At 40.1% G+C, this 17,682-nt stretch carries 15 protein-coding genes; all 15 read right to left on the bottom strand.

Going from position 1 to position 17,682, the window contains the following annotated elements:
- Positions 1-80: 80 nt before the first annotated feature.
- A complete protein-coding gene (locus AC59HZ_RS12405; protein ID WP_496546132.1) occupies positions 81-647 on the bottom strand; it encodes an MOSC domain-containing protein in 567 nt (188 codons plus the stop codon).
- A 50-nt stretch (positions 648-697) separates the two neighbouring features.
- Positions 698-1,003, bottom strand: coding sequence for an ArsR/SmtB family transcription factor (locus AC59HZ_RS12400; RefSeq protein ID WP_289989864.1), 306 nt, complete (start codon positions 1,001-1,003; stop codon positions 698-700).
- A 24-nt stretch (positions 1,004-1,027) separates the two neighbouring features.
- Complete coding sequence (locus tag AC59HZ_RS12395) at positions 1,028-1,792, bottom strand: SDR family NAD(P)-dependent oxidoreductase (RefSeq protein WP_496546131.1); 765 nt, start codon at positions 1,790-1,792, stop codon at positions 1,028-1,030.
- Between the two features lie 689 nt (positions 1,793-2,481).
- Positions 2,482-3,969: a UxaA family hydrolase gene (locus tag AC59HZ_RS12390; RefSeq protein WP_496546130.1), complete on the bottom strand. Its 1,488-nt coding sequence runs from the start codon at positions 3,967-3,969 to the stop codon at positions 2,482-2,484.
- 14 nt (positions 3,970-3,983) lie between these two features.
- A complete protein-coding gene (locus AC59HZ_RS12385) occupies positions 3,984-5,453 on the bottom strand; it encodes a tagaturonate reductase (protein WP_496546129.1) in 1,470 nt (489 codons plus the stop codon).
- Positions 5,454-5,480: 27 nt separating this feature from the next.
- Positions 5,481-6,881 (bottom strand): glucuronate isomerase, encoded by a 1,401-nt coding sequence (gene uxaC / locus AC59HZ_RS12380; protein WP_496546128.1) that lies wholly within the window; start codon positions 6,879-6,881, stop codon positions 5,481-5,483.
- 25 nt (positions 6,882-6,906) lie between these two features.
- Positions 6,907-7,749 carry a sugar phosphate isomerase/epimerase family protein gene (locus AC59HZ_RS12375; RefSeq protein ID WP_496546127.1) on the bottom strand — a complete coding sequence of 281 codons (843 nt, stop codon included), beginning with the start codon at positions 7,747-7,749 and terminating at the stop codon, positions 6,907-6,909.
- 148 nt (positions 7,750-7,897) lie between these two features.
- Positions 7,898-8,674 carry a 2-dehydro-3-deoxy-D-gluconate 5-dehydrogenase KduD gene (gene kduD / locus AC59HZ_RS12370; RefSeq protein WP_496546582.1) on the bottom strand — a complete coding sequence of 259 codons (777 nt, stop codon included), beginning with the start codon at positions 8,672-8,674 and terminating at the stop codon, positions 7,898-7,900.
- A 41-nt stretch (positions 8,675-8,715) separates the two neighbouring features.
- Positions 8,716-9,546 (bottom strand): 5-dehydro-4-deoxy-D-glucuronate isomerase, encoded by an 831-nt coding sequence (gene kduI / locus AC59HZ_RS12365; RefSeq protein ID WP_496546126.1) that lies wholly within the window; start codon positions 9,544-9,546, stop codon positions 8,716-8,718.
- A gap of 24 nt (positions 9,547-9,570) precedes the next feature.
- Positions 9,571-10,584, bottom strand: a complete 1,014-nt coding sequence (locus tag AC59HZ_RS12360; RefSeq protein WP_496546125.1) for a PfkB family carbohydrate kinase — start codon at positions 10,582-10,584, stop codon at positions 9,571-9,573.
- Positions 10,585-10,587: 3 nt separating this feature from the next.
- The gene (locus AC59HZ_RS12355; RefSeq protein ID WP_496546124.1) at positions 10,588-11,235 is read right to left on the bottom strand and encodes a bifunctional 4-hydroxy-2-oxoglutarate aldolase/2-dehydro-3-deoxy-phosphogluconate aldolase; all 648 of its coding nucleotides are present in this window, start codon (positions 11,233-11,235) and stop codon (positions 10,588-10,590) included.
- 225 nt (positions 11,236-11,460) lie between these two features.
- Complete coding sequence (locus tag AC59HZ_RS12350) at positions 11,461-13,017, bottom strand: response regulator (protein WP_496546123.1); 1,557 nt, start codon at positions 13,015-13,017, stop codon at positions 11,461-11,463.
- On the bottom strand, positions 13,004-14,806 hold the full coding sequence (locus AC59HZ_RS12345; RefSeq protein WP_496546122.1) for a sensor histidine kinase: 1,803 nt from the start codon (positions 14,804-14,806) through the stop codon (positions 13,004-13,006). Before AC59HZ_RS12345 ends, AC59HZ_RS12350 begins: the two co-directional genes overlap by 14 nt.
- A gap of 415 nt (positions 14,807-15,221) precedes the next feature.
- Positions 15,222-16,343 carry a type I phosphomannose isomerase catalytic subunit gene (locus tag AC59HZ_RS12340; RefSeq protein WP_496546121.1) on the bottom strand — a complete coding sequence of 374 codons (1,122 nt, stop codon included), beginning with the start codon at positions 16,341-16,343 and terminating at the stop codon, positions 15,222-15,224.
- 87 nt (positions 16,344-16,430) lie between these two features.
- Positions 16,431-17,543, bottom strand: a complete 1,113-nt coding sequence (locus AC59HZ_RS12335; protein WP_496546120.1) for a glycoside hydrolase family 88/105 protein — start codon at positions 17,541-17,543, stop codon at positions 16,431-16,433.
- Between the last annotated feature and the right edge of the window lie 139 nt (positions 17,544-17,682).

The following is a 17,682-nucleotide window of genomic DNA, read 5'->3' as shown; positions in this document are numbered from 1 at the left end:
ATAATGGGTGGGGTCAATTTATTAGTAAATTTCCAAAAGACCCCTTCCATTTTTGTGAACTACTATGGATATGCATTTATTTACTGCATCGGGTTTTTAAAATCATTCACTAAAATCTGAACTTCATCATTTTCATAAATTTTTCCGGGTCTTTCTACTGCACATACGATGCCGCGCCGTTTATAGCCTGCGCGTACAAAACGGAAGGACAACTTCTCGTGGTTATCGTAATGCTTTTGGATTTCATCTCCAGGCAAGGTGCAAGGCATATTTTCTCCCATACAAATTAATCCTGCACCACTTGGAAAAAGGATGCGGGAGCCCATTGTGAGTTTTGTTAGATCCGGAAATCCTGTTATCAAAAGATTAGCCCCTAACCATTCAGGCAGCACCGATTCGACCTTTAATTCTTCTGCAATCCTGTCTAATTCTTCTTCAGACACAATTGTTATTTGGCGGCGGTTCAGAATCTCTGTCCCTCTTGGGTACATCGGCTGTCTCGAATCTGCCTTGCTCGTTACGCCAAAGTGGCGATCGCCGAAAATCCCGCCGAATTCTAGATTTACTTCTTTAATCCTTCTGGTTACAAATGTTTCCGGATTATCTGCTATTAATATGCCATTTACGGTTGCCCAAATTTTTTCCAAGAGTAAATCTCACCTTTCCCTTTATCTATTAGGTTTAATACCTGAGGGAGCTAAAGAATACACTCACTCTCCACGATTTCAATTAACTGCTTCAATTGTTTGACACTTTGATCTAAAGAAAGCGAATAGTAGCGCTGTGTCCCTTTTTGTTCTAGTTTAACAAGGTGATTGTCGCGCATGATTTTTAAATGATGAGAAATGGCCGGGCGTGATAGGTTCGATTGCTCGGCAATTTCGTTTACACTTAACGGCTCCTGTTCTGCAAGCATTAGGATAATGTCCTGTCTTGCCGGATCACTTAAGGCGTTAAATAATGGGATACATGACCTGAAAACATCAATAGCTTGCTGTGCCATATTAAAAAATTCCTCCAAATATCATTACTTTTCCTCAGCAACATACTTCGCAACTTTAGCAGCTAGACTTCTTGGCATAAATTTAGCTCCAACTGCACCTGCCTTATTGAATCCTCCAGTAATCACCACGCGCTTCCCGCTCATCAATGCTTTATATCCGCTCTTTGCCACCTGATCAGATGCCATCGCCCTGCTGAACATTTTAGTGCCCTCAACATTGGCCACCGCTCCAAAGTTGGTTTTCGTTGGCCCTGGGCAGAGGGTTGTCACGGTGACCGAACTGCCTGATAGCTCTTCCACCAGTGCTTCTGAAAATGAAAGCACATATGCTTTGGTAGCATAGTACACTGCCATTTGCGGGCCTGGCTGAAATGCTGCAGTACTTGCTACATTTAAGATTCTGCCAACGTTCCTTTGTTTCATTTTTTGCAGACAGTAATAGGTTAATTCCGTTAGTGCGGTTATATTTAATTGAATCATATTTAGCTGTTTTTGGATATCCAGTTCATCAAATGAACCCATTAACCCGAAACCAGCATTATTAACAAGAACATCGATGCCAATTCCATGATCTTCGATTTCTTTAAATACTTCTTTTGCAGCCCCAATGACACTCAAGTCCTTCGGGATGACGGTTACTTCTACTTGGGAATAGGATTGTTTGATTTCCTTTAGCTTCTTTTCGTCTCGAGCAACTAGAATTAAATTGTATCCATCGCTGGCAAACAGTTTGACGAATTCATATCCTAAGCCGCTTGTTGCTCCTGTAATTAATGCTGTCTTTTTCATTGTATTTGGTCCTCCAATACTTTTGAATGTTTATATGTTTAAGTGTTTAAACATATAATAATTAAAAATACAGCAAGAGTCAATCATATTTATCGATTGGTATCGTACAGGACTATGATTTTGGGATACAGAAATGGGTGCTCTAACTTAATCTGGCACCCAGTCTATTAATATACGATTTATAAGGACAGATTTTGCTTTTCCAGCCTAGGTTTTGTCTTCATGAAAGCTCCATGAGGACAGATTTCGCTTTCCCTGCCTGTGTCTTGTCTTCATGAAAGCCCCATGAGGACAGATTTCGCTTCTCCTGCCTGTATTTTGTCTTCATGAAAGCTCCATGAGGACAGATTTCGCTTCTCCTGCCTGTATTTTGTCTTCATGAGAGCTCCATGAGGACAGATTTCGCTTTCCCTGCCTGTGCTTTGTCTTCATGAACGCTCCATGAAGACAGGTTTCGCTATCCCTGCCTGTGTTTTGTCTTCATGAAAGCTCCATGAGGACAGATCGCTCTTGTCTTACATTACTTTAAAAAGTCATCACGCTTAGGGGTGAAATACATATAAAATCACTGAGTTTTCTTCCAGTGATTTTACCCCGTGCAAAACCAAAAGGTGTCGCTCATCTAAACGACACCCTGTTTGTTCATGTATATTTGTAGGGTACCAGCATTTCTCAAATAAAAATACTAGCTACAACGTCACTCCAGTTTTAAAAATAGCAATCTCTCGAAAATCATTTTTTTCGTTATTTACCCATTCACCACTGGCCACTGAAATGATGTATTGGATAAATTCACGTAACACCACATCTGACTCCTTTTTCAATAGCACTCCGGCATTAAAGTCAATCCAATGCGGTTTGGCTTCGTAAATGGGTGTATTGGTTGAAATCTTCATCGTTGGCACAAAGGCTCCGAACGGTGTGCCGCGGCCGGTCGTAAATAAAACTATTTGACAGCCTGCAGCCGCTAAGGCAGATGATGCAACAAGATCGTTCCCAGGGGCACTTAACAGGTTTAAACCCTTTTGTGTTAATCGTTCACCATATTTAAGGACATCGGTTACAATCGATGTACCTGCTTTTTGGGTGCAACCAAGTGATTTATCCTCCAACGTAGTAATACCGCCTGCCTTATTCCCAGGTGAAGGATTTTCATAGACTGGCTGTTTATTTTCAATAAAGTATTCTTTGAATTCATTAATTAAATCCACTGTTTTTTCAAAGACTTCCCTGTCAGCCGCCCGCTCCATTAGAATCGTTTCGGCGCCGAACATTTCAGGCACCTCTGTCAGCACCGTTGTTCCACCTTGGGCAACCAAGAAATCCGAGAATCTCCCTAGAAGCGGATTGGCCGTGATCCCTGAAAATCCATCAGAACCACCGCATTTCAAACCAACCTTTAATTCTGATAGCGGGACGGTTTCTCGCTTATCGCCCTTTGCATTTTCATAGATTTCCTTTAGTAATGAAACGCCCGCTTCAATTTCATCTGTCACTTCCTGGGAAACGAGAAACTTCACTCGGGTTTCATCGAATTCCCCCAAGCTTTCCTTAAATTCATATAAATTATTGTTTTCACAGCCAAGCCCAAGCACCAGGACACCGCCGGCATTCGGGTGCAGTACGGCATCTCTTAGGATATTCTTGGTATTGTTATGGTCATCCCCTAATTGAGAGCAGCCATAATTATGCTTTAAGACCAGAACATTTTCAAAAGGGCTTATATCACCCACTTCTTTTTCAAACAGCTTAATCATTCTTTCGGCAACGCCATTGACACAGCCTACCGTTGGAACAACCCAAAGTTCATTTCTTATCCCAACATCACCATTACTCCTTCTGAATCCCTGGAATGTTAGGTTCTCCTTTTCATATTGGACCGTATTTAGCTTTTGATTATATTGATACTCTTGAATGCCGTCTAAGTTCGTCTTTGTATTCTGGGTATGAACGTGTTCTCCCACATCAATTTCTTTAATGGCATGCCCAATCGGATATCCATACTTCACCACATGTTCATCGACAACAATAGGTTTTATCGCGATTTTATGTCCTCTTGGTACATCGTCCTTCAGTTCAATGATGACTTCATCAACTGTAAATGTTTGACCTGCAGCTAAATCCTTTAACGCCACAACCACATTGTCTATATCATGTATCTGAATGATATCCAACATTAGCTTTCCCCCCACTATTTGGCTGTCTTTTGACCTATAAGGGATTCTACTGCCTTTTTCATTCCCAATGATTCAATTTCGTAAAGGTCATTAGCAACCGCAGCCGTTAATCCAGGCAATTGGTTTAAATCCTGCTCCCACACTTTTTCGTATCCTAACACACTCCGAACGATGGCCCTAACACTTTCAAAGCTGCTATTATATTGACACCATTGCTCCTGGAATAATGCCAATACATCCTGCTCATCTGATAGTGCGATCGATTCCTCTCCCCTCTTTCCTTTATAGAAGGAAATAAGTGCAGCAAAAGAGAAAACGAGCTTTCTCGGCAATTTCTGTTTATGATGATAGTAATCTAGTAAAGATGGTAAATCTCGCGTCTTAAATTTAGACATTGAATTAAGAGAAATACTTAATAAGAAATGTTGGATAAATGGATTCTTAAAACGATCTAACACATCTTCTGCAAATGCATGTAATTCATCGCTTGGCTGGTCCAAGGTTGGAATAATTTCGTCGTAGATAAGTTCCTTTACAAATAATCCAATTACTTCATGGCCAACTGCCTCGGCAACCGTATTAATGCCATATAAATAGGAAACAGGTGTCATCGCCGTATGTGCGCCATTTAAAATCCGTACTTTTCTCGTCCGGAAAGGCGTCGCGTCATCGACAACCAATGTATTTAATCCTGCTAAATGCGCTGGAAATTCCTCGCGAATCCATTGCGGTCCTTCAATGACCCATAGATGGTATTGTTCCCCCGCCACCACTAGATCATCTTTATAGCCCAGCTCTTCTGTAATTTCTTCAATCGTATCCCGCGGATATCCGGGAACAATCCGATCGACAAGACTGGAACAGAAGGTATTCCCCTCTACAATCCAATTGGCAAACCCTTCACCAAGATTCCATTGTTCTGCATATTTCAAGATGATTTGCTTTAATTTTTCACCACCGTGATCAATCAATTCACATGGAATGATGATAAAGCCTTTCTCTCTATCCCCTTGAAATTTATTGTATCGTTGATATAAGAATGCCGTTAATTTTCCTGGAAAGCTCTTTTGCGGCCGGTCTTCTAACTGATCATTTTCATCAAAAGCAATGCCTGCTTCTGTCGTATTGGAAAAAATAAACCGCAGTTCAGGATTCGAAGCTAGTTCAAGGTATTGATCATACTGATTAAACAGATTGATGCCTCTGCTAATACTGGTGATGGTTGAATGCTCCTTAACCGCTTTTCCTTCCTTCAGCCCTTGTAAATAGAGGGTATAGAGTCCATCCTGTTGATTAAGCTTTTCAATCTTTTCCTGACCGCGCGGTTGTACCACCACAACACTGCCATTAAAAAGATTATTCTTGTTCATGACATCTATTTGCCAATCTACAAATGCCCTGAGGAAATTTCCCTCACCAAATTGCAGGACTTTTTCTGGATATGTTTGCAAATCTTTGACTAAGCCTTTATTTAACTGTTCCATTCCGTACCTCCTCGCCAACGGACAAATTTAAAATTGAAAATATTCTTTTGGGTTGTTGTAGGCGATTCCTTGGACGATTTTACCCAAATATTCCGTATCATTCGGTACTTCTCCATTTTCTACCCATTCACCAATGAGATAACAGTATAATCTTCTAAAATATTCATGTCTTGTATACGATAGAAAGCTTCGAGAATCTGTCAGCATCCCGATAAACCGGCTGAATAGACCAACATTGGCTAAGGCTTGCATTTGATCAAGCATTCCAGACTTATTATCATTGAACCACCAAGCGGTTCCGAATTGGATTTTTCCAGGAGTGCCTCCCCCTTGGAAGCTGCCGATTATCGCAGCAATAACGGCATTATCATTAGGATTTAACGAATAAATAATTGTTTTAGGCAAGGCGTTTTTCTGCTCCATCGCATTTAGTAACTGGACCAAGGGCTTGGCAATTTCTTGGTCATTGATCGAATCATATCCGGTATCAGGGCCCAATTTCTCAAACATCCGCACATTATTATTTCTTAAGGCATTTATATGAAACTGCATCGCCCAGCCTAATTCGGAATATAGTTTTCCAAGGAAGGTTAAGGTATACGCTTTATATTTCTTTTCAGCTTCAATGGAGATGTTCTTGCCATCTAAAGCATCTTTAAAAATCTGTGCTGCTTCTTCTTTGGTTGTATCGTCATACATCATCACATCAATGGCATGATCCGACACTCTTCCCCCAACTGCATGGAAAAACCGGACTCTTGATTCAAGTGCTTGTAAAAAGCGGTCATAGGAATCGATTTCGATGCTGGACACCTCTTCAAGCTTCTTTACCCAATCCAGATAGCCAGCCCGATTAATTTCCAGCCCTTTATCCGGACGGAAGCTAGGCAGTATCTTTACATCAAAATCGGTTTTTTCTTTTAATAGTTTGTGATATTCAAGGCTGTCAACAGGGTCATCCGTTGTACAAACTACCTGGACATTAGATTTTTTTATAAAATCCCTTGCTCCAAAGCCTTCACTCTTTAGTAAGGCATTCACTGTCTCCCAAATAACTGGGGCGCTTTCTTCGTTTAACAGTTGATCAATCCCAAAGAATCGCTGCAGCTCTAAATGGGTCCAATTAAACAAGGGATTCCCAATCGTCATAGGAACGGTTTTTGCCCAAGCCAGGAACTTATCATAATCACTGGCACTTCCGGTAATGTACTCTTCTTCTATTCCATTACTTCTCATTAACCGCCATTTATAGTGATCGCCGTATAACCAGATATCCGTAATGTTTTTGAATTTCTTATTTTCATAGATTTCCTTTGGACTTAAATGGCAATGATAGTCAATGATTGGCATATCCTTTGCATATTCATGATACAAACGAATCGATGTTTCATTGTTTAATAAAAAATTCTCATCCATGAAGTTTCGCATGATGGCACCCCATCTTTCTTTTAAATTAGGCTTTTTCGTATTTTCCCCTTAAGTAGGCAATGCTTCCGTCAATAAACGGTTCCTTTGTACTTTCCATTAACATCGTCATATAGGGCTTCTTGTTTTTTAATAATTTGAATAACGCATCATAATTTAACATCCCATGACCCACTGGGACGATTTTGATCTGGTGCTTCTCGATGATAAAATCCTTTGCATGCAGAATCACCATCCTGTCGCCAAACAGTTCAAACGCTTCTTTCATAACCGCTTCCTGATTTTGATAATTATTGAGCGAGATAAAGTTGGCCGGGTCATAGATAACTTGAAGATTATTAGAAGGAACAGCATCTAGTAACCGCTTCATCCGTCCTGGGGTATGAATCGGATGATTGATTCCTCCTTCGATCCCCACAATTACACCAAATCGTTCAGCCTCGTAAACTAGCTCTTTGACACTTTCGACTACTTCATGAAACGGCCGTTCCTTAAAGTTTTCCTCTGTAAACGATATTTCGGCCTGAACATTTCCTGTCTCCGTTCCGACAATGCTGCAGCCGAAATCCCTCGCAAAGCGAAGATGCTCTTTGAAACGTTCCAATCCTTTTCTTCTTTCCGTTTGATCAGGATGAATCATGTTGATATAGCAGCCTAGTACGGCAATTTGAATATCCCGTTTATGAAAAACAGATCTGATCGTATGAGCAAAACCAGGACTTAAACTTCCTAATTCCGTATTAATATTTTTTAAGGTCTTGCTTAGTGCTAACTGAACAGAGGTTAATCCTTTTGCTGCCGCCTCATTTGCTATTTCCTCGATGGAAAGGTTTTCAAAATCATGGGCCCGGATTCCTAAATTTACAACCATATTGATCCCCCATTTATTTTGGTGGCTTTGTTAAACTAAGTTGTTGATTTACGCTCCAATCAACAGTGTTAAAAATCAACAATGCACTTTAACATAGCCATTTTGGTAAAAGCCGTATCACTTCACGATGTGATACGGCTTTTTTTAATTATCTAGCCAGCCAACCGCCGTCAACTGCTAAAATATGCCCGTTCATATAGTCAGATGCCTTGCTCGCTAAGAACACGACCACGCCCATTAAATCGGCAGGATTTGCCCAGCGTCCAGCTGGAATTCGTGAGGTGATTTCCGCTTTACGCACTTGGTCTTCTAGAATTGGAGCTGTATTGGCTGTCTCCACATATCCAGGTGCAATCGCATTGATTTGAACCCCATATTGTGCTAATTCATTAGCAAATGCTCTTGTAATCCCTGCTACTCCGTGCTTGCTGGCAGTATAAGGAGGGACGAATTTTCCACCTTGGAAGGAAAGCATGGAGGCAACATTAATAATCTTGCCGCTCTTCTGTTTCACCATGACTTTGGCAGCCTCTTGACTTAAGAAATAAACAGAGTTTAAGTTGAGCTCCATTACGGCATCCCAATCCTCCGGAGTATACTCAAGTAATGGTGCTCGTCGAATCGTTCCCGCATTGTTTACTAGAATATCAATTTTCCCATAGGCGCTAACGCAAGCAGCTACCACATCTTTTATAACTTCACGCTTTGATAAATCAGCTTGAAAAAACTCAACACGGCGTCCCTCTTGTTCAATTAGTCCTCTTGTTTCATCCCAATTATCGCCATGGGTTACGATAAATAGATCCGCACCGGCTTTGGCAAGAGCCACGGCATAGCCTTGGCCTAACCCTGTATTGCCTCCCGTAACAATCGCAACCTTGCCGGTCAGGGAGAAAAAGTCTAGTGAGAAATTATTTAATTGGATGGTCATCTGTTATGCCTCCTAATTTGTTAATCTATTACGTTCTATCTCAAATCTTCCATTTTTACATGATCCATATCATCATAGGTAATATTTTCGCCGCACATTCCCCAAATGAATGTGTAATTGCTGGTGGCTGTTCCTGTATGGATGGACCAGCTTGGAGAAATGGCAGCCTGCTCGTTTTTAATGACTAAATGTCTTGTTTCATTCGGTTGTCCCATGAAATGGAAAACACGAGTTTCGGGTTCCATATCAAAGTACAAGTACACTTCCATCCGGCGTTCGTGGGTATGACATGGCATCGTGTTCCAGACACTTCCTGGTGATAACATCGTTAGTCCCATTTGCAGCTGGCAGCTTTCACAAACATTAGGATGTACATACTGATAGATCTTTCTTTCATTCAATGTGCCAGGCTCACCTGCCTCAAGCGGCCTAATTTTGTTGATATCGATTTTGACGGTTGGATACGTATGATGAGCAGGAGTAGAATTGATATAAAACTTCGCAGGATTATTGGCATCCTTTGAACGGAAAAGAATCTCCTCTGTACCTTTGCCTACATAAAGACCATCACGGCGCTGCATCTCATATTCGACTCCATCAAGAATAACGGAACCGTCACCGCCAATATTAATGATTCCTAATTCACGGCGCTCCAGGAAATAGTTGACACCGAGCTGCTTATCAAGCTTAATCGTCAATTCCACTTCTGCAGGAGTAACCCCGCCAAAAATCATCCGGTCTACATGTGTATAAGTTAGATGAACCTTACCTGGTTCAAAAAGTGTTTCTACAAGGAAATGCTTCCTTAATTCGTCTGTATTGTAACGCTTGATCTCTTCTGGATGATTTGCATAACGAGTTTCCATATTGGAATCCCTCCTTCAATATTGTTAGCGAACGATTTTCCCTGGTTTATTGCTGGCGAATTCTTTTATCTCATTCGGTGAGAATATGTTGCAGTCTCCATGTACGGTATGCTTCAATACCGAAGCAGCCGCGGCAAATTCTACTAGCTCCTTGGGGGTCATTCCCTCAACAATCCCATATAGGATTCCGGCAGCAAAGGCATCACCTCCGCCAATCCGCTCTACAATATGATCGATTTGATGTACCTTTGACTGGTATAACTCTCCATCGAGATAGTAATTCCCTTGAAGTGTATTAGTCGAGGCTGAGATGACCTGCCGGAAAGTAGAGCTCATAAATCGGATGTTCGGGTACAATTGTTTTATTTTTTGATAATAATATTCGAGCTTGGCTCCGCCTTCTAATGCAGGCTCCGCCTTTTCAATTCCTAATAAATAAATCGCATCGAGTTCTCCGCAAAAGCAGCCATCCACATATGGAAGGAATGTCTTGGTTGCGTCTGAAGCTTCTTCTTGGCTCCATAATTTAGAGCGATAGTTAAAATCAAAGCTTGTGGTAACTCCATGTTCCTTTGCTTTTTTCAAGGAGTGTAAAACAAGCTCTCGTAAACTTGGAGAAAGGGCAGCAGTAATACCGGTAACATGAAAAAGGGAAGCATCTTGAAAAATCTCATCAAAGTCGAATTCTTCCATCGTTAATTGTGAAAAACTAGAGAATTTCCGATCATAGGTTACTTGGGCACTTCTAGGGCCGACCCCTGACTCCACATAATAGGTTCCCAGCCGTTCTCCGCCCTTTAGCAAAAAATCAGTTTGGACTCCATTTGCCTGTAAGTGTCTGTCGACTGCCATTCCGAGCATGTTTTCTGGTACCTTACTGACAAATTGAACATGATGTCCAAAACGGGCTAATGAAACAGCCACATTTGCTTCGGCACCGCCATAGTGCATCTGAACGTGATCTGCTTTGAAGAGCCTCTCCCCAATATTTGTAGAGAACCTAAGCATGATTTCTCCTAGAGTAATAATCTTTTCCATCGTTTACGCCTCTCTAGCAATCTGGACTTTTTTTACGTATTCTCTTGCATATTCCGTAATTTTTTCAAAATGACCTGTTTTGGCTGGGGCTGAAAGGTTACCGCCTACGCCTACAGCTGCACAGCCATTTTTAATCCATTGATCTACATTCTCTAAGTCCACTCCGCCTGTAGGCATAATATTCGCCTGTGGCAGCGGTCCTTTTACTGCCTTGATAAAGTCCGGTCCATAGGCACTTCCAGGGAAGAGCTTCACAATGTCACAACCAAATTCCAATGCGTGCTTTATTTCTGTGATCGTCATACAGCCTGGCATATAGGGAATTTGATAGAGATTACATAATTTAGCTGTATCTGCATCAAAACAAGGACTGACAATGAACTGTGCGCCAGCTAAAATGGCAATCCGTGCAGTGGCTGTATCAAGTACGGTGCCCGCCCCAATTACAACATCCGGATTATTTTGATAAACAGACGTTAATTCTTTAATCACTTCATCGGCACCTTTAACTGTAAAGGTCACTTCAATCCCGGATATCCCGCCGCTCACACAGGCTTCTGAAATTTTTACGGCCTCTTCTGAGGAGTCGGCTCTAACTACAGCGACTACACCACAATCCGTAATTTTTGATAAAATAGTATATTTATTCATAAATTCCACTCCCACTATCGTGTCTGATTCGGAAATTTACATGATTAACAGCAACTCACACGTTGATTATATAAAGCTATGAAAGGGGTTACAATTCATTAGGGTAAAGTCCTTAAAATCTCAAACGATTATCTTAAAAATTTCAACAATAAAAAAACATCCGGCTGGAGTTCTCCTTGTTAAAGAAGATTCCATTCGGATGTCTATGTATCATATTGCTCCAGCCTATTTAAACTTTTTCTTAAACTCAGCCGGTGTAAAGCTTGTATACTTTTTGAAACAAATACCAAAATATTGAGGGTTGCTATAGCCTACTTTTTCACAAACTTCATAGGTTTTAATATTTCCCCCACCTAATAGCTCCATCGCCTTCTTCATTCGTAATTCCAACAAGTAATCTCCAAAATTAAACCCTTTCTCCAATTTAAAGAGGTTACTTAAATATGGGGTGCTGACATGAATGATCTCGGCTACCTTTTGAAGGGTTAAACTACTATCATGGAAATGATTCTTCATATACTTGATCGCCTGGTCGACATGGCTTAAATAATTCTTTTCTTTCTTTTTATACATCGCAGTCAACCATTGCTCGATTAGTCCATGCAGAACCTCGGTCATTTCCGTCAGCGTCCGCAATTCCATAATATCCTTATAAATATCGGACGTGTTAAAGCTATTTGTATCTTCCTTTTTCCATTTTTCAATTTCAAAAAAGAGCATTGTACTAAATTTTAACGCAAGAACCTTTAAATCAGATAATGGAATTGTTTTTCTCTCGACAATCGCTTTGCATAACTCGCTAAGTACGTCATCGGCTTTATCAGGCAGTCCTAATTTTATTTGATTTTCTAATTTCAATTCTAATTCTTTGACGTAATCTTCTTTTTGTTCACATTTAGAAACGGTTTCATCTAGGGAAAACACTCGGCCGGTCCCCATAATATGCCGCATATCCATAGCAAGCCTGGCTTCTAGAAAGGATTTTCCCACTTCAAACATATTAGGATATGTCCTGCCAAACGTAATGGTAAGGGGATCCTCTGTTTGATGACTGAGTATATAGAACAAGTCTTGAGCTAACTGCCCCTTTCTGGCATCATTTTCGTTTTCAAGGGAAAGTAGGACGGCAAATTCATCTGTATCTGCCTTCATCACCCTACAGTTCATTTCGTTAAAAACAGTTGAAGTCAGCTTCTTTTGCAAAAGATGAATGTCCATATCCCACATCGACATATGCTTAACAAGAATAACTGCGAAAAACGGCCCATCCATTTGGACCCCCAGCCCGATTAACTCCTTCTCTACATCAATCCGGGATTCATCCTCTTTGGTCAACCTTTGAAAAAATTGCTGTTGAAGCAACGGTAATGATTCTATCATTCTTTTTCCGACTACGGTTTCCTTTTCCCAATCAGCAGCAGCTTCCTTTGCTTTTTCGAGCAAATATTCTGAATCCACCGGCTTTAAGAGATAGTCATACGCTTTTAATTTGACCGCTTCTTGCGCATATTTAAAATCTTCATATCCTGTCAGAAAAATAATTCTCGTTTCGGGACTTTTCTCTTTAATTTGTTTCGCCATTTCTAAACCACTCATGAACGGCATATTAATATCGGAAACGACCACCTGCGGCTGTTCCTTTTCGATTAATTCCAGTGCGATTTCACCGTCTCCAGCTTCGCCTGCAATCACAAACCCATGCTCCTCCCAAGGAATGGACTGACATATGCCCCTGCGAATAATTCTATCATCTTCTACAACGATCACTTTATGCATACTCATTAATCTCCCCTTTTGTTTTGGGAATCGTAATGCTAACTACTGTTCCACTGCCAGGTTCACTTACAATAGTAAGACCAAAATTGTTTCCGAAGTGAATTTTAATTCGTTCATTAACACTTTTTAGACCAATACCAAGGTATTTCTTCTTCTCTTGGTAAGAGGCTTCTATTTCTTGCAAAATATCTTGTAATTTATGCGGTTCAATCCCATTCCCATTATCGATCACCTCTAAATGGATCGTATCATCCATCTGGTATCCTTTAATGGTAATTTTCCCTAGTCCCCGTTTTCGCTTCACCCCGTGATAGATGGCATTTTCAATCAGCGGCTGTAAAGAAAGTTTAATAATATTATAGGATAAAATCTCTTCATCCACAGCTATTTCATAGGAAAAATCGTCCCCGTAGCGCATTTCCTGGATAAACAGATAATGCTGAATATGCTCCATTTCTTCCTGAATAGAAATGATTTCCTTCCCTTTACTTATTCCAATTCGGAAAAAACTCGAAAGAGCAGTTATCATTTGACTTGCATCCTTATTGAGCCCCATATCACACAATCCTTTAATCGAATACATCGTGTTATAGAGAAAATGTGGATTAATTTGGGCGTGCATAATCGCAAATTCTAATTGTCGTTTCTCTTCTTGTTCTAACCGAATCTGTTCCATTAAAGTATTTATCCGAACAATTAACTCTTTAAAGCCTGTATGAAGAATCTTCATTTCCTCCGGGCCAGACATTTCAAACTCAAAATCGAGATGTTGTTTATCAATCATTCCCATTTGTTTGGCCATTTTATTAAAAGGTTTCGAAATGTATTTTCCAACGATGTTGGTGAGAAATATAGCACCAATAATCATCAATACAATTAAAAAAATCGTAAAGTCTTTGATGTAATTCACTTTTTTTAAAATTTCATCTTGAGGAATAACAGCGGCTATTTTCCAGTTATTCGCACTTAATGTATCGTAAATCACTATCATATTTTCTCCTGCAGCATTTTCATAAGAGAATTTACCCTTTCCCTTTTGTAAATGTTGTAAAGAGTGAAGAGTGGATGGATCCAATTTGTAATCCTTTTTTACTGTTTTAGATTCATAGCTTCCATCAGGACTAATCAAAGTTAGATATCCATTATCTCCGATTAATGATTTATTCAATACTTGCTCAAAAAATTCTGATCGTAAATTAAATAATACAATCCCTTTTGCTGGTGATTGCTGCTTTTCCAGTAACCTAAAAATCGACATGACTCGATTATTTTCATTAAATACTCGATCCTGATGAATATTCCACCAATAAAAGCCTTCTTTGTTTCCGTTAAAATTAGCAAAATAGTCATTATAATTTATTGAAGGATTAGAATTATAGCTGCTATGATAAAGTAAAAAGTCATTTTGATTAAGATTCACTAGAACGGAGTCAAGGATTACATTGTATCTTGAATAAATAAGCTTCAGATTATTATCAATCTCTACATACGACTCTGGCTTTATCTCTGATTTCTCCTTATCTACTAATGATAGAATCCTTGGATCATTCGATAAAGAGACTAATTGTTGAAATACATCTGATAGCATATTATCGAGGTAATTCTTTGTCTGGAAAATCGTATCATTTACATTTTTATAGGCATTCTCTTCAATTTGGGCCGTAGCCAGCTGGGTAGACACCCATCCAGTAATGAAAATAAAAATAATAATGATAGGTAAATAGAGAGTCATTATGGTTGACTTAAAAGAATAGAAAAAATATTTGCGAACAAAGTTTTTTATCTTTATATCCATTATTGAAGGAACTCCCTAGTAGTTATAAAATTAATGGCTCTGTTAAACTTGGTTGTTGATTTGCGCTCCAGGCACTTCGCTTTCCGCGGGCGTGCCGGGGAGCCTCCTCGGCGCAAGCGCCTGCGGGGTCTCCCCTGCCCCGTACTCCCGCAGGAGTCTTCGTGCCTTCCGCTCCAATCAACAGTGTTAAAAATCAACAATGTCCTTTAACACAGCCAAATTAATAAATATTCATCAAACCTTTTGAAACCGTTTTCCGAATTTTATCATATTACAAAATTAATGGTCAATTGGTCATTATATGCATTTCCGTATTTAGTCTGAATAGGTCAAAAAAAAAGGGGGGGGGAAAGGGGTAAACCTTTCTTAAAAAATATAAACAGCAGCCAGAGTATCCAGCTGCTGTTTCATTTTCTTAGTACACCTTCGGCCCAAATAACCTTAAAGCATGAACGGCTTCATTACCATTGTTTTTAATCGTAAAACTGGATACTTGCGCAGGAATAAATAGCTGGGCCCCTTTTTTTACAGGCAGACGTTCCTCACCTGTTATAAGTACGGCATCACCAGAAAGAATATACAATCCGGAAAAGGTACCGTCCCCTTGAACTTCCAGCTGATTTTGTACTTCCACCTGAGTCATTCTAAAATAAGGTGTTCGTTTATAGCCAATCAGTTCGATTTCTTTACTGCCCTCAGACTCGCATAATATTTCGGGAACTACCTGCCACTTCTCAAGCGTTTCTTCCCTAGAAAACGTGTCGTACTTAAAAATATCAAACATTTTCTCAAAGCCTAAGCCTTGATGAATTAAGAAATCATCGATGGGTAAGCCTGAAGGTGATTTCTTCTCCATCCGGATGGTATAATCTGAAGGCTCCTGAATCTCTACCAATAAGCATCCAGATCCAATCGCATGCGGGATTCCTGCTTCTATTAAGAAGGTATCACCAGCTTTCACTTCATATTTGTGTAAACAATCAAGCATACCTTGGACATCTTGTTCATCAAACAAGGCCTTCCATTGCTCTCTTGTTACACCCGGTTTAAAGCCAACATACACATGCGGTGGTACACCATCCATTTCTCTGCCGCCGACAAAGTGCCAGCATTCTGTTTTTCCATACAAAGAATTAAATAATTTCTGAGCCTTCTCCCTATCGGGGTGGGTCTGAATAATCAACCGCTCTGCTGAATCAATTAACTTAACTAATACTCCTGTTTGCTTACCGAATTGCGCTACATGATGTTTCCCTAGAAATTCAAACGGATTTTTCTCGACCAGCTCTTTCAATGAAATATCTCTATCAGCCAGGTCCAGCTTGCTTAATCCTTCTTCTTGAATATGTTCACGGTCGGCATTTCTAGTCGTTGAAATGATCGACATCATCCATTCTTCAGGAAAATGACTATCCTGTGGCTGCTTGATTCCATGCAGCTCATCGATGAGTTTTCCTCCTAAATAGGTGCGCCAAGCCCTAGTCGGTGAAAGCTTGAGGGGCTGTGAGCCATCAATTTTCATGGTACTTACCGTCAAAATAAAAACCCCCTGTCCAATAGATAGAATAGAAAGCTCCCATATTCATGGAAGCTCTCCTTTTCATCAAATTATTCTAAGATAATATTATTTTCCGTTATTCAGTTCATAAAGTGCCATACTTGCTAAGATAAATGCCCCCATGCCATGCAAGTCATTTTCAGACGTCGGACGAGATACGTAGTAATCGTATGAGCCTGCAGAGGTACCGACCACAATTCCTTTTAATGTAAAGGAATTGTCATCCGTTTCCACCATATGCTTTAATAATCCTGCATAGGCTTTCTGACAAACCTCACGATAATACTCATCCACAATGCCATGCTTAGTAGCTTTGGCAATAAAATATAAGAATAGTGCCGAACATGATGATTCCAGCCAGTTGTCCGGACGATCTCCTTTATCGACAACGTTATACCAAAGGCCAGTTTGTTCATCCTGGAAATTTACGATAGCGGGAATGAAGCTTTTTAGTGAATGAATCCATGCCTCTTGACCACGGTTCTTTTCGCCCAAAATTTCTAACATATCAATGAGTGCCGCACCGTACCAGCCAACGGAACGTCCCCAGAAGTCTGGTGAACAGCCTGTTTCAGAATCTGCCCATGGCTGTACTTTTTTCTCATCCCATGCGTGGAAAAGCAGGCCAGTTTTAGGATCTGTCATATGCTTGCGCATAAGCTTTTCTTGAAGCAGCACGTGCTGAACTAATTCTTCTTCCTGAAAATGCTTGCTGTACAGCAGAATAAATGGCCCGCCCATAAAGAGGCCATCCAGCCACATTTGATAAGGGTATTTTTCCTTGTGCCAGAAGCCGTTTTCAGATGTCCTGTTGATGGTATCTAATGCACTTCTTAATTTCTTTGCGGCAATCATATATTTTGGATTCTTTGTCTTTTCATATAAAGGAAACAACAGAATCCCTGCCATTGTCGAGTCAAGCTGATCTCTTTCGAATACAACATTTCCTTCTTCATCAATTAAATGGTCGAAGTATGCTTTAATGTAATCAAAATACTCATCTTTTCCTGTTTCTTGCCATACTCTGTAAACCCCATATAGAAAGACTCCTTGGTGATAATGGAACCAATTTACTGGAGGTAATTCCTCTGCACGAAAGTTCTTCATTAATGCTTGGCATGCCTTTTCTGCCATCAATAACGGAGTTTCTGTTTTGATTGGTTCAGTTGTAATACCCATTTTCTAATCTCCTTTTTAAACTATTCTTAAATCATTATTTATCACATAGGACAACTAGGTGTTAATAAAATTAACACCCAGAAAGAGAAGCTTTAATTACTTTTTAGCCGTGTTAAACTGGGCTGCTGATTTCCGCTCC

This window comes from Neobacillus sp. DZ-9, from assembly GCF_059587065.1.
Note: the sequence above shows the minus strand (reverse complement) of the source record. Positions and strands in the feature narration are given on the sequence as shown.

What these genes read in the sequence shown, in the direction of transcription:
- AC59HZ_RS12400 (WP_289989864.1), bottom strand. Translation starts at nt 1,003, where the DNA reads ATGGCACAGCAAGCTATTGATGTTTTCAGGTCATGTATCCCATTATTT.
- AC59HZ_RS12395 (WP_496546131.1), bottom strand. Translation starts at nt 1,792, where the DNA reads ATGAAAAAGACAGCATTAATTACAGGAGCAACAAGCGGCTTAGGATAT.
- AC59HZ_RS12390 (WP_496546130.1), bottom strand. Translation starts at nt 3,969, where the DNA reads ATGTTGGATATCATTCAGATACATGATATAGACAATGTGGTTGTGGCG.
- AC59HZ_RS12385 (WP_496546129.1), bottom strand. Translation starts at nt 5,453, where the DNA reads ATGGAACAGTTAAATAAAGGCTTAGTCAAAGATTTGCAAACATATCCA.
- uxaC (WP_496546128.1), bottom strand. Translation starts at nt 6,881, where the DNA reads ATGCGAAACTTCATGGATGAGAATTTTTTATTAAACAATGAAACATCG.
- AC59HZ_RS12375 (WP_496546127.1), bottom strand. Translation starts at nt 7,749, where the DNA reads ATGGTTGTAAATTTAGGAATCCGGGCCCATGATTTTGAAAACCTTTCC.
- kduI (WP_496546126.1), bottom strand. Translation starts at nt 9,546, where the DNA reads ATGGAAACTCGTTATGCAAATCATCCAGAAGAGATCAAGCGTTACAAT.
- AC59HZ_RS12360 (WP_496546125.1), bottom strand. Translation starts at nt 10,584, where the DNA reads ATGGAAAAGATTATTACTCTAGGAGAAATCATGCTTAGGTTCTCTACA.
- AC59HZ_RS12355 (WP_496546124.1), bottom strand. Translation starts at nt 11,235, where the DNA reads ATGAATAAATATACTATTTTATCAAAAATTACGGATTGTGGTGTAGTC.
- AC59HZ_RS12350 (WP_496546123.1), bottom strand. Translation starts at nt 13,017, where the DNA reads ATGAGTATGCATAAAGTGATCGTTGTAGAAGATGATAGAATTATTCGC.
- AC59HZ_RS12345 (WP_496546122.1), bottom strand. Translation starts at nt 14,806, where the DNA reads ATGGATATAAAGATAAAAAACTTTGTTCGCAAATATTTTTTCTATTCT.
- AC59HZ_RS12335 (WP_496546120.1), bottom strand. Translation starts at nt 17,543, where the DNA reads ATGGGTATTACAACTGAACCAATCAAAACAGAAACTCCGTTATTGATG.